The sequence below is a fragment of the Pseudomonadota bacterium genome, from assembly GCA_039815145.1.
Lineage (GTDB): Bacteria > Pseudomonadota > Gammaproteobacteria > Steroidobacterales > JBCBZW01 > JBCBZW01.
In genome coordinates, this window is record JBCBZW010000135.1 from 1 (window position 1) to 13,121 (window position 13,121).

Consider the following 13,121-nt stretch of genomic DNA (forward strand, 5'->3'; position numbering starts at 1 on the left):
AATACGCGGGTGCTTTTTGCCCCTGAGCACGTTGATCCTCCTCCCGTGGAGCCTGCCACGCTCGTCGTCGCGCCGCACTCAGGAACAAAAAGCCCCGTGCGTATTCTTCAACCAACTCACATGACAAGACACTAGCGTGTAGTGTTGGCCCCCGACGTCGAAACGGGACGAAACAGTGGAAGAGAAGCGCGCAGACCTCAAGTCGGTGCAGCAGCGCCGCTTGCTGGAAGACATGGTGGCACGCCTCGCCGATGAGCATCCGAGCTTCTACTACCTGCCAACGGTGGAGATTGCGGCGAAGCTCGAGCAACGTATCCGCGCCGGCGAGGGCATGTCCGTGACCGATCGAGAGGTGCTCCGCGGTCTCTCCACCCGCGATATCCAGATCCTGCTGGCCGTGCGCGGCGATTAACCCGCACTCGCGGCGCGCGACACGGTCTCGCCAAGCCAGCGCACCGCCGCCTCGGTCCGCTCGTGCCATGGGTGTCCATAGCTCAGACGAATGAAGTGTTCGTAGCGACCGCTCGGTGAGCACAGCTGCCCCGGCAGCAGGCTGATCCCCTCCTCCAGGGCATGATCGAAGAGCGTCTCCCCGCGCTGACCGTCGGGCAGTTCGAGCCAGAGCACGCAGCCGCCCACGGGTTGGGAGACGCGCGTACAGGCGGGAAAGTGCTCACTCACCAGGGCGCTCATGCGCTGTGCGTGGCGGCACAGCACGGGGCGCAGGGCGGTCAGGTGCCGCTGGTAGTCGCCGCTGCCCAGGAACTCCGCCAGCGTCAGCTGCGCGAGCAGGCCGGATGAGCAGCTGAAGGAGCGCTTGAAGCGGCTGATGCGCTCCGCCTGCTCACCCATCACCACCCAACCGATGCGATAGCCAGGTGCCACCGTCTTGGAGAAGGACCCGCAGGTGATCACCTGGCAAGCGGGTGCGCTGAACTGCGCCGGCCGCGGCCGATGGCCGTCGAAGCGCAGCTCGCCGTAGACGTCGTCTTCGATCAGCGTCACCTCATGCGCGCCCAGCAGCGCGAGGAGCTCGGACCGCTCACCGTCCGCCATCGACACGCCGAGGGGGCTTTGCAGGGTGGTGGAGAACACGCAAGCGCGTATCTCGTGCTGAGTGAGTATTTCGCTTAGGTGCTTCAGCATGACGCCCGATTCGGCGCACGTATCCACCTCCACGGCGAGTAGGCCAAGGCTGTCGATCAGCTCCAGCACGCCGTGGTAGGTGGGCGACTCCACGGCGACCAGATCGCCGGGCGAGGTGACCGCCTTCAAGGCGAGCATGAGCCCTTCCTGGGCGCCGTTGGTAATGCAGATGTCCTGCGGATCCACGTGGGCGCCGAGCGTATCGAAGTAGTGGTGGGCGATGGCCCGGCGCAGGGTGGGATGGCCGAGCATGGGCGCGTAATCCAGGGCGTGGCTCTGCGCGCGCGTGAGCACCCGCTTCATCGTGCGCTGCAGGGCCTTGGTGGCCGGGCGGGCCATGGTGGGGTTGGCGATGCCGAGGGGCATCAGGTCCTGGCGGTGGATGCTGTCGTAGACGCGCCCCATGAGATCGCGGCAGTGCAGGACGCACGGCTCGGGCTTGGGCGAGGGGCCGGTGGCGCCTGGCTGCACGAGGGCGTTGCGGGCGAGGTGGCGCACGTAGAAGCCCGACTGGGGGCGAGCCTCGATGCGCCGCTGGCGCTCCAGCTCCACGTAGGCCTGGCGCACGGTGGGCACGCTGACCCCCGCGGCCTGGCTCATGCGCCTTAAGGATGGCAGGCGATCGCCGGGGCGCAGGGTGCCGCTCTCGATGTGCGCCAGCACCCGGTCCACCACCTGCTGGTAGAGAAACGCCGAGCCATCGCCGCTGTCTTGGGGTGCTGCCATCAACTGTTCATGTTCAATTTCCTAAAAACTGAATCTGTTATAGCTTCAGTATTCCCGTATCGTCAATGCCCATCGATGAACAGGACTACTCGAGGAGGACGGCGCCATGGCTGGAGGAGCATGCACGACGTGTGGACCCGTCGATCTATCGCCCCGCGAACCCACCGCCGCAAGGGCCGCGTCCGCTGGTCCGGTGCTCTGGTGGCGGGATTGGCTGTGCCATCGCTACGTCGGCGCCCGTTGGCGTGGGCGGGCCCTGCACGGCGCCCTGCGGCAGGACCAAACTGACCCCGGGTCTGGCGAATCGGACTGAAGGGGCGGGCTGCCTCAGGTGCAGCCCGCCTGTGCTAGGCACGAGCCGCGGCGTTACCGCAGGCGGATCGGTCGGCCGTTGGTGCGTGAGATCGCGTAGGTGATGCCGACGCCTTGGGAGTTCACGTACAGGAAGCGGTTATCCGGCGAGAAGCAGGCGCCGGCGAATTCGCTCGTGTCGAAGTTGTTGAAGGCGAAGGTGAAGAGCCCACCGGTGTCGTCGACGCCCACGATGCGCTGGCTGAAGTTGGCATCGCCGGGTTCGCCGCTGCTGCCGTCTTCGCACAGGTAGATCGTGCCGTCGCGGGCCACGGTGATGTTGTCCGGGCCGTCGAGGAGGTTCTCGTCGGTGGACTCCACGATCATGGTGGCGGTTTCGGTAATCGGGTCGTAGCACCACACCTGGCCTTCGGCGGCATCCCCGGCGCCGCTGCACACCCAGTAGTGCTTGCCGTCGGCGTACCAGGCGCCCTCACCGCGGTGGAACATGGCAGCGCCCTTGGCCTGGGCCTCGAAGCGCAGCGTGTCCTCTTCGGGGTCCACGTCCTCGAGCTCCACCCAACGCACGCGTAAGGGAATGCCGAGGAAGGGCAGCATGCTGCCGGCGGCCTCCCGGCCGAGGCCGCGCGTGTCCACCACTTCCACGCCCTGGGGCGCTGCCAGCGGCAACAGGCTGCCGTCGCAACCGCGCTGATCCGGGTCGATCACCATGGCGAAGAGACGACCGCCGCGCTGCAGATCACCGAAGCGGCTGGGCTCGCGGTTGGGCACGAAGCGGTACCAGGCGCTGTCGCCGCGGTCTTCCGTCTCGTAGACGTAGCCGTCGCGGGGATCGGTGGACACGGCCTCGTGGTTCATGCGGCCCATGGCGATCAGGGGGATGGGCTCCACCGCCTCGCGCAGGCGCGAGGGCACCTCGAAGTTGTAGCCGTGCTTGAGCGTGGCGCGATCATCGGTGGAGGGCGTGCTCACGTTCTCCTCGCAGGTGAGCCAGGAGCCCCAAGGCGTGGGACCGCCAGCACAGTTCCGGATCGTGCCGCCGAGGGACACGAAGTCCTCGACCACCAGGCCCTGCGTGTTGACGATGACCGTGGACGTGCCGCCGCCGCCGAGGCCCGCACCGGCGCCCTGGAAGCGGTCGTACTGGCGGCCGTTAGCGGTGAGGCAGCCGAGCTGGTTGCCCTCTTCGTCCTCGTCGATGGAGAGCTCGTGGTTGCGCACGAGGGCCACGAAGTTGTCCTGCGTGCGGAAGGCGGCCATGCCGTCGTGGTCGCCTGGCACGATGTTGCCATCGCTCATCTGATCGCCACGGATGGAGATCGCCGTGTACTGGAAGCCCGGCGGAAGCTGCAGCAGCGGCACACCGCGCAGATCGCCGGCGCCGACCACATCCCCCAGGGCATCCGTGTTGAGCGGCACCGCTTCGGCAAGGTCGCCAAAGCCAGGCACCGTGAAGCTGACGGCCGGGCAGCTCATCTGCGCTGCCGCCACCCGAGCGTTGAGCAGACCGAGCGGTGCGACCGCCGTGGCGGCGGCTGCCGAGCCGATCATCTTGGAAAACTCGCGACGTGAAATCTTCATGAAGTACAACCCCTTAAGCTAGTTATCGAGGGGCGGTGGCACGTTGAGCTACCGCCCGCCATCGAGCTTAGGGAGCGTGTGTGTCGCCAATGGGGAGGTGCGATGAAGCTTGTTCGCTGGCTTGGTGACATGACGGCTGGCGAAAGATGACAGCCGCGTCGGGCGACGGGGGCACCATCAGGGAGGGGGCTGGCTCACCGCGGTGCCACGGTGAGCCAGCGTATTGGCTACCTAGTTGTGTTCATCGGCCCAAGGCTGCCCCTGATGGCATCCACTCCTCCTAGGCGTGCGCGTGCTTGGCTAAGCCCGAGGATGTTCCGTACCGACCGTGGCTGGCTGGTGCCCGAGCTGCGGACCCCGGCGCATGGCGGACACGGCCGCGCTGCTGGTGGATGAGGTGCTGCCGGCGGTACCGATCCGCCAGTGGGTGTTGAGCGTACCGTTCCCGCTGCGATATCTGTTCGCACGAGAGCCCGAAGCGATGGGATCGGTGCTCCGCCTGGTGGTGCGGGCGATCGAGTCGTGGTTGATAGGGCGCAGCGGTCACACGCGGGCGAGGGCCCGAGGCGGGGCGGTGACCCTGGTGCAGCGCTTCGGTGGTGCACTGAACCTAACGTTCACTTCCACCTGCTGGTTCTGGATGGCGTCTACGTCGCGGACCGCCAGGATGGTCCGCGCTTCGTGTCGGTGTCGTCGCCGACTTCGGCGGAGTTGCAGCAGCTACTGGAGCGCATCGTCGAGCGCGTTGGACGGCTCTTGGAGCGTCGCGGACTGCTGGAGCGAGAGGAGGACCAGGCGTGGCTGAGCGCAAGCGGCGAGGCGCACCTGGGCGAACGCGATCGGCAGCGGGCAGCACACCCGCCACGCAGCCGCGCCGAGATTCTTCATCCGCATGAACTTGCCGATCCTTGGCCTTCGCCTGCTAGTTGGCGTCGCAGGCGTTCGTCACCCCCGACGGCCCCGGCGGCGAGAAGCGGTTTGAGAGCAGGGTCAGGGCATCGACGCCGTTCACGATGCCATCGCCGTTGAGGTCGGCATCCGCATCGTCGGTACCGATCACATCGCGCATGATGAACCAATCCTGCGGGTCGACGATGCAGTTATCGTCCAGGTCGGCATCACACACGTTGCCGAAGCCATCGCCGTTCGAGTCGCGCTGATCCGCATTTGCGACTAGCGTGCAGTTATCGGCGCCGTTGTCGATGCCGTCGCCATCGAGGTCAGGTGCCTGGCGCCCGTACACGACGTAGGCCGCACCGTTCTCACCCGCGGTGGGTGATCCCACGATGAGGTCCTGCAGCCCGTCGCCGTTGACGTCACCGCCCGAAGAGACGGAAGCGCCCACTCGCTCCTGGATGCTGGCGCCGCTCACCACCACGAATCCAGCGGTGCCGTCGCCGCCATTAGCCGCGAAGAGATCGGCGAGATGGACCGTGGGCGCGAAGCCTCCGGCCTTACCGAACAGCACGTAAGCACGGCCATCCACGCTGGTGTCGCTGCCCGCACCGATCACCAGATCCACCAGTCCGTCGTTGTTCACATCCCCGGCGGCAAGATCGCTCAAGGCCAGCACGTCGTCGATCGTTGCGATGATGTGGGTGCCCTGGGAACCGTCCCCGGTGCGCAGGTCGGACAGGTCAACCGCGGGCGGAAAGTCGCTATCGCGGCCGTAGAGTACGAAGATCTCGGGCGCCTCGTTACGCCCACGTGACGCGGTGATCACCAGATCCGATAGGCCGTCTTGATTGAAGTCGGTGCCGCCGAGGATGGGCCCGCCCAGGCCCGCGGGTTGGGCGAGCGATTGGATGAGAAACCCGAAGGTGCCGTCGTTGGCGCCTTCTGCAAACTGCCGCACGTCGTAGCGCGCGGGATTGAACACGCGGCTGCCGTAGATCACGAACACTTGTCCGAGTCCCGCCGCACCGACGGCCACATCGTCCACGCCATCGTTATTGATGTCGCCGGCGCCGGTGATCGACGATCCGACCGTGCTGCGTTGAAGGAAACCGTCGACGACGAACCCTCGGCTGCCGTCGTTACCGCCGCCGGGGGTGATCTCGAGGAGATCGTTGCCGTTCAACAACTCGTCGGTGGGTCCAAACACCACGTAGGCCCGGCCGGTCGCCTGCGGTCGCGGTACGCTCGGCAGCGCGGCACCGGGCCCGCCGATGCCGAGATCGTCGAAGCCGTCGCCGTTCACGTCTCCCACGTTGGCGAGCGCGGACCCCGACTTCTCCTCGTCGCCAGCAACGGGAGAATCACCGGGCACCGAACCCACGTAGTTGGACCCGATGTCGAAGAAGTTGAACTCGTCGGCATCTACCACAGGACCGAAGGGAAAAGGTTGCACACCGTCGAACCCGTTCAGTAGGTAGCTGACACCCACGGAACCGAACTCAGGGTCGCCAAAGAGCAGATCGCCGATGCCGTCACCGCTGATGTCGCCGATGTCGGCAACCGTTTCACCCAAGCGCACCTGACCCGTGGCGCCGATGATCATGAAGCCAAGGGAACCGTCAGGCGCTTGCTCAGGCTCCAAGCGCGAGAGATCGAACTGCGCGCCGAGCGCCGGGCCGCCATAGACCACGAACATGGCCCCTGCGTTGGTTCGGCCCGGGAAGTCGTAGTCGTCGGCACCGACTGCGATGTCGGCAACGCCGTCGTTGTTCAGGTCCTGCGCCCCACTCACGGCGATGCCCGCACGCTCGTCGGCCTGGGCACCGATGACCACCATGCCGATGCTGCCGTCGCCGCCGTTCTCCGGTAGCAGGTCGAGCACGTCGACCTCGGCGGGGAAGAGGGTGGCGGAAGTCATCAGCGGCCAGCACCCGGCGAGTGCGAAGCAAACCGGACCTAACACATGTGTAGGCCTTGAAGAAGTCGTTCGGAAACTCATGGAAGCGCTCCTTGCTTCGCTCGCGAGGGCGACCGGACGGCACTGCCGGCGCGGCGTTGGCACGTTTGGAATCGCGCAGATCGTGCCGTCAAGGCTGACAACAAAGCGCTTCCGCGTCAACCGATTCACGCGGCCAAAGTTGCTTGAATCTGCCTGTCCAGACAGGTTTCGGGCCAGTCACCACCCTCGCGTCTGCTCTTAGACTAAGGTGCGAAAAGAAGCCAGCGGCTAGCGCCCCTGCTCGGTAGATGGGGAAGATCACGCCGAACGCGCGCAGCGGTGCGCTCGCCAGCGACCGTCAGCTCGTCTTCAGAGAGATCCGCGTCGGGTAAGCCGTCGCAAGACTACAGGGGTCTCTCGGCATCCATACGATAGTGCAAATGCAGACGATCAGAGCGCCATCTGCGGACGGCATGTAGGAACCAGAGTGGGAATCTCTTAACGCGCCGCAGCCCTTTCCCCAACTGCTCAGCTCGTCGTCCAATCTCCGGCGTATCCGCGACGCGTTCGCGGTACCGTCGCGCCTGGTCGAAGCCAAATCGATCGATTGAGAAATCAGCGATCGCCTCCATGTCCGTCGCCGCCCGACGAGACAAACGGTAGTCACTCATGCGTCTTTCGGTAACGTACCTCGGCTTCGGGCCAGATCGCTACTGGAAGCCCGGCGGTAGCTGCAGCAGCGGCACACCGCATAGATCAGGAGGGCATCAAGCGCGTACGCGCTCGCGTGGTCGGGGCGCCATTGGCGCTACGCGTGGGGTGTCTTGCGGCTCGACGCCGGCTCGTCGCGCGCGAAGCGCAGCGAGCCGGCGTGTTCATCAGCTAGCGGTGCTCATCGGCCCAGGCCAGGATCGCGCTGCTGCGTAGACGGCGGGCCTGATCGGCGTCGATGACCTGTGTGGCCACGAGGTCGCGCAGGGCGTCGCTGACACAGGTACGGTAGGCGGGAAAAGGACCCTCGCCGTCGATGCTGCAGGGGATCTCGGGCATCACGAACTGCTCGCCGCCCTCCACGCCGTACACGCGGTTGCGCACGCCACCCGGCCACAGCACGTCGAGGCGACCGCGGTTCGCCTCACCGAGGCCGAAGTAGGCTTCCTGCGCGTGAGCGGAGGCGTTACTGGAGCCAGCGGTGATCGGCATGATGGCCGAGATCTCGCTGCCGGCGGGGGTGAAGGTGAACACGGCGCCGGTGCCGTCGCGCGGGGCTACCGCGCCCTCGACGTCGCCGACGCTGCCACGGCCGCGCACGGTGATGCCTGCGTAGCCGCTCTCACCGAGGTTGCGCTCGATGCTCACATCGCCATCGGCGTAGGTGATGCCGTTCCAGGACACCATCGCCGGGTCCTCTTCCGTCGGTGAGAACGGGGCGACGAAGTAGGGCGCCAGGTCGAAGGGGCTGCCCCACTGGGTCGGTCCCGGCAGGAGGTCCACCTCCTCGGGCACTACCACGTTGGCGATGCTGACCATGTCGACGAAGCCGTCGCGGTCGAGATCGCCGATCGCCATTCCGTGCACGCTGCGGCGGCTGTGGCGACCGCCCATGGCATCCACGTTGGCGAGGAGGTTGCCGGCGCCGTCGTTCTCGAGGATGGCGCCCGGGTTGTCGAGGAGCAGCACCTGCACCATGTCGAGGCCGCCCTGGTAGGCGATGTCGCTGTCGCCGTCGTTGTCGACGTCGAACACGGCATTGCCCCAGCCGAAGACGCTGGAGTCCTCGCCGAGGCCGGGATCGGCGAAGGTGCCGTCGGCGCGGCCGAAGAGGGGGCGGGTGGCTTCATCGCCGAGCTCGAAGGGCACGCCCGTCACGCCGAAGCCGTAGTCGCCGAAGTTGGAGCCGAAGATGTCGAGGTGGCCGTCGTGGTTGATGTCGCCGAAGCCCACGCCCATCCAGGAGCCGACGGATTCCGGTCGCTCGGCCACGGCGTAGGGCGTGAAGTGGCCCGTGCCGTCGTTGTAGAGCACGTGCATGTAACCGCGGTCGACGCCGGCCACGGGATCGTCCTTGGTGGTGGACATGGCGCCCTGGTCGTCGCCGTAGATGATGTCGAGATCACCGTCCATGTCGAGGTCCACCATGGAGGTGGCCCAGGTGATGCCGGCTGCGCCGGGCGGCAGCTCGACCATCGGCTCGACCCGCTCGCTCACGTCGATGAAAGCGTTGCCACCTACGTTCAGGAATAGCTGGTTGTGTTGGTTGGCGGCGAAGGGCTCGACCATGATCGGGTAGAAGCCCGTATCGAGGTCCAGGGCGTTGGCCACCGTGACGTCGAGGAGGCCGTCGCCGTTCACATCGCCCAGCGCGCAGGCCGAGTGGCCCTGGCTGTCTAGATCGAGGCCGCTCGCGACCGCTTGGGTGAAGGTGCCGTTGCCCTCGTTGATGAAGAAGGCGTTGGGGGCGGAGCGCGCGAGGAGGAGCACGTCGGCGTCGCCGTCGTTGTCCGTATCGCCGTAGCACACGCCGTTGATGTCCATGCTGTGGGTGGCGATACCGGCCTCGACGGCCACGTCGATGAAGGTGGTCTCGCCCTTCTCCACCAGCTGGTTTTGGTAGAGGGCGTTGTCGGCGTTGGGGCCGTTGGGGGCGAGGATGTCGAGGTCACCGTCGCCGTCGTAGTCGAGCACGGCCACGCCCTGCCAGCCGCGTGTGCCCAGCGGCAGATCGAACAACCCCGGCGGCCCCGCGGGCACGGGCGTGGTCTGTGAATCGATCAGATAGGCTTCGATCTGCGCGTGGGTGGCGGACGGCGCGCGGGCGAAGTCGATGCCCCACGCGTCGCTCATCTCGGCGAACTGCGGGGTGGCGAAGGCGCTCTGGCTGCAGGCGGCCAGCACGGCGAGGGTCAGGGCTTTCGAGGTCATGTCTACGGTCTCCGCTCAAGTTGTCAGGTGGTCTCGAACGGGGTGCCGCTCGAGGGGGTTCGTACGTACCTGCGCGGTCGGGTGAGCGGAGAGCTCATGGGGAGGATCAACTCTCGGCACGATCGCTGCTGTGAGCCGCTTAGGGGGTATGCTTCGGCCACAAGCCGATGTGCCTCTGGAGGAGTCCAACGTGGTTGACTACACCCTGTACTACTGGCCGATTCCCTTTCGCGGACAGTTCGTCCGCTCCTTGCTGGCCCATGTGCACGCGAGTTGGGAGGAGGCGGACGACGAGGCGCTGCGCGCTCGCTGGCGGGCGGATCCGAAGGCGCAACCCGTGCCCTTCATGGGCCTGCCGGTGCTCACGGACCACGCGGCGGAGCTCTCCCTGTCGCAGATGCCGGCGGTGCTCACCTATCTCGGCCGCAAGCACGACCTATTGCCCCGGGACCTCGAGAAGGAGGCGCTCACGGCGAAGGTGATCGCGGACGCCAGCGATGTGCTCTACGAGACCACGCGCTACCACGGCGAGCAGCTGTGGACCGCTGAGGCCTGGGAGGCCTTTCAGCCACGCTTGGCGCGGTGGATGGCGATTTTCGGTGAAACGGGCCGTCGCCACGGGCTGACGGCGCAGGAGGGCTTCTTCCTGGGCACGCCGACGCTGGGGCTGGCGGACCTGACGGTGGCCGAGCTGTGGGGCACGATGACGGCGCGCTTCCCGAGCCTGCGTCCCGTGCTCGAGCGCAATGCGCCGGCCGTCGCCGGTCTGATGGATCGGGTGAGGGCCTTACCGATTCAGGTGGAGCTGCGCCGCTGTACGGACGAGGGCTACGGCGAGGTGTGGTGTGGTGGTGAGATCGAGGCGTCCTTGCGGGCCGTGGTGACCTGACCTCACCGGGCGAGTAGCGTCCTTAGGCCTACTCGCCTGCCGTCTGCAACACGAACACGTCGGCGTCCGTCGAGTCCGCATCGTCGATGACGATGAGCTCGACCACATCGCCGGCCTCGATCACCAACTCACCGGGCCCGAAGCGGATGGTGGTGGTGTCCGCGTCCGTGACCACCAACTCGTAGGTGCCAGGGTTGATCGTGGCGAGCGTGGAGGCCCCTGCGAAGGCCAGGTTGGTGATGGCGGGCGCTGACTCTTCGAGATCTGCGCCTGGGTCGAGGATGTAGATGTCCAGGATGTCGAACCTGGTGGAAGCGCCGACGCCCCGCAGGCGCCCCTGGGTGAGGAAGCTGCGGCGGTCGTCCTCCACGGAGAAGGTCTCGAGCTCACCGGGCGCACCCACCACGAACACGCGGCGGTAAGCGGCCGCCGGCACCTCCACGGTCTGCTCGGCGAGGATCGTGCCGACGTCGCCGGCCGGGGTCACCGCCACATCGATCTCGCCGTCGGCCACCACCAGGTCGCCGGACAGCTGACCGAAGGCCAGGTCGCTCACGAGGGGGGTGTCGAAGTCGGTGCTGTCGAACACGTCGACGGCCCCGGCGTCGGGCGCGGCGTGCACCACGCTCAGCTCGCCGGGGGTGGTGATGTCCGAGACGGTGCTGCCGAGGCTATCGACGTAGAGCTGTACGCTCACCGCCTGGGTGGAGATGCCGCCGTTTTCCATCACCGTGAACAGGGCCGTGTTGGCCGCCAGCACGTCGAGCTCTTCCGAGGCGTACAGCACCGTGTTGGGATCGCCCGCCGGGGTCAGGGTGAGCTGATAGATGCCCGCTTCGATGGTGGTCGGCGTGGCGAGCTCGCCGAAGGCCATGGTGGCGATCGGCGTGGCTGTAGTGATGTCCGTGTCCGGCGCCTCGAAGTACACATCGACCGCGTCGACACCGCCGGCGGCGTGGCCGAAGCTCACCACCAGCTCTGTGATCTCCGTACCGTTGTCAGCCGCATCGATCAGTTCCTGGTCCCAGTCGCGTCGCGGTTGGGTCCAGAGAAAGATCTGAGGGTCGTCGAAGGTGCCGGTGAGCACGTAGTCGTAGATGACCTCGGGATCGACCGTGCCCGTGGTCTCGATGATGAGGGTGGTGTCCTCATCGCCTGGCAGTAACACGTCGAAGGAGAAGGCGTAGTCGCGCTGGCTGAACTCCACCTGCGGCGAGGCGGCGCGGAAGAACAGCGCCGTGGAGACGGAGGGATCGAAGTCCTCGAAGATGATGCGCCAGCGCACATCCTCCAGCTCGGGCAGGGCGTTGATGCCGCGCACGGCGCCGAGGAGGGGCTGGCTGTCGAGGTCGATGTCGTCGTTGTTGGAGCAGGCGCCCAGGGCCAACAGCAGGGTGACGGCGCTAACGGCAAGGCGGAAACTCATCGGTATTCGGTCCTTTCGAGCGGTGAGCGATCATGGGCAGGGCCCGCGCATGGACGGCTCGACGGTGAAAAAAGCGTCGCAAGTGTTGCACAGACGGGGTGCCTAGTGAACTGCGCTGCCGGCGAGGGGCGGCCAACCTCGGGGGCGATCGCCGTGGCGCGCTTGTACGGTCGGCTAACCGTTCGGCAAGATGCCGAGGGTCGGTGGCGTACCGGGCGCCAGGAGGGCTGCGGGTTGGTGGTAGGGGGCTCATGCCAGGCTAGCGCAATGCGTGTGCCGACGCGGTCGGGCGCTGCCCTCGTGACCGGGTGGCTGCTCGCCCTGGTGCTGGCGAGCGCAGTGGCGGCGGCCGAGCCGACCATCGAGTCCGTCAATGCCCTGCTAGGACAGGTGGCCGAGCAGGCCGACGCGGGGGACTTCGACGCGGCCGAGATCCTCGCTGCCAAGGCCGTGGCGGACGCCGAGCAAGTGGATGATCCGCAAACCCTCGGCGCCGCCCTGCAAGCGCACGCGAGCGCCCACACGCGACGTAACCGCTACGCTGAGGCCGAGGCGGCGCTCATGCGCGCTCTAGAGGTGCTCAAGCCCCTGGGCGCCACCGTAGATCTGGTCGACACCCAGGAAGAGCTCGCCAAGATCTACCGCCTGCAGGCCGACTACGTGACCTCGCTCGAGTGGTTGCAGCGGGCCCTCCGAAGCCTGGACCATCTGGACGACAAGCTGCGCACGATCGACCTCTATCAAGCGTTCGGTTCACTCTACGACCTCATGGGCGATCTCGAGAAGTCGCTGGACTGGAGTCAGAAGGCCCTGGCCCTGGCCCGCGCTGAGAACGACACGCGCGGCATCGCCAACGCCCTCTACGCCGTGGCCGAGTCCCACAAGGTGCTCGGCGAGTACGAGATGGCGCTGGCCAACTTCCGCGATGCGCTCGCCCTGGACCAGCGCACCGGGGTGGTGCGCAACATCGCCTACAGCCACGTCAAGGTGGGCTTCACGCTGCTCCTGCTCGAGCGCTACGAGGAGTCGCGTCCGCACCTCGAGCAAGCCCACACCCTGTTCACCCAGCTGGGCACCGAGCGTGATCGGCACTGGGCCGTAATCGACATCGCCCGCCTGGATATTGCCGAGGGACACTTCGCCGCCGCCCGCGACCCCTTGGAGAGCGCCCTCGTGCGCGCCCTGGAAGCGCCCTGGCCTCGCCTCATCGTCCTGGCCCGGATTTCCCTCGCGGAGCTGGCGGAGGGCGAGGCGCGCTACGACGTCGCGGTCGAGCATCTGAA

General features: G+C 66.8%; 8 protein-coding genes and 1 pseudogene. 4 read left to right on the forward strand and 5 right to left on the reverse strand.

All coding sequences use genetic code 11. The annotated features are described in order from the left end of the window. Window positions 1–175 precede the first annotated feature (175 nt). Complete coding sequence (locus AAF184_21410) at window positions 176–412, forward strand: hypothetical protein (GenBank protein ID MEO0424908.1); 237 nt, start codon at window positions 176–178, stop codon at window positions 410–412. Here AAF184_21410 and AAF184_21415 read toward each other — a convergent pair. Together AAF184_21415 and AAF184_21420 are read right to left on the reverse strand one after the other, a co-directional pair. After that, entirely contained in the window at window positions 409–1,872 is a 1,464-nt protein-coding gene (locus AAF184_21415) for a PLP-dependent aminotransferase family protein (protein ID MEO0424909.1), read from the reverse strand. The genes AAF184_21410 and AAF184_21415 overlap by 4 nt on opposite strands. A gap of 366 nt (window positions 1,873–2,238) precedes the next feature. Further along, window positions 2,239–3,765: an alkaline phosphatase PhoX gene (locus tag AAF184_21420; GenBank protein ID MEO0424910.1), complete on the reverse strand. Its 1,527-nt coding sequence runs from the start codon at window positions 3,763–3,765 to the stop codon at window positions 2,239–2,241. Window positions 3,766–4,099: 334 nt separating this feature from the next. Between AAF184_21420 and AAF184_21425 the strand changes: the two are divergent. Next, window positions 4,100–4,575: pseudogene (locus tag AAF184_21425) on the forward strand (transposase). 112 nt (window positions 4,576–4,687) lie between these two features. On the opposite strand, the gene AAF184_21430 reads toward AAF184_21425, so the two are convergent. Both AAF184_21430 and AAF184_21435 read right to left on the reverse strand, forming a co-directional pair. Further along, the gene (locus AAF184_21430) at window positions 4,688–6,580 is read right to left on the reverse strand and encodes an integrin alpha (GenBank protein ID MEO0424911.1); all 1,893 of its coding nucleotides are present in this window, start codon (window positions 6,578–6,580) and stop codon (window positions 4,688–4,690) included. Window positions 6,581–7,483: 903 nt separating this feature from the next. Continuing rightward, window positions 7,484–9,523: a VCBS repeat-containing protein gene (locus tag AAF184_21435; protein MEO0424912.1), complete on the reverse strand. Its 2,040-nt coding sequence runs from the start codon at window positions 9,521–9,523 to the stop codon at window positions 7,484–7,486. A gap of 190 nt (window positions 9,524–9,713) precedes the next feature. Here AAF184_21435 and AAF184_21440 point away from each other — a divergent pair, with 190 nt between their 5' ends. Beyond that, window positions 9,714–10,412: a glutathione S-transferase gene (locus AAF184_21440; protein MEO0424913.1), complete on the forward strand. Its 699-nt coding sequence runs from the start codon at window positions 9,714–9,716 to the stop codon at window positions 10,410–10,412. A gap of 28 nt (window positions 10,413–10,440) precedes the next feature. Here the strand turns inward: AAF184_21440 and AAF184_21445 are convergent, their stop codons facing one another. Beyond that, complete coding sequence (locus AAF184_21445; GenBank protein ID MEO0424914.1) at window positions 10,441–11,838, reverse strand: DUF4397 domain-containing protein; 1,398 nt, start codon at window positions 11,836–11,838, stop codon at window positions 10,441–10,443. A gap of 267 nt (window positions 11,839–12,105) precedes the next feature. On the opposite strand from AAF184_21445, the gene AAF184_21450 reads away from it, so the two are divergent. Then, on the forward strand, window positions 12,106–13,121 hold a 1,016-nt coding region (locus tag AAF184_21450), incomplete at its 3' end, for a tetratricopeptide repeat protein (GenBank protein MEO0424915.1).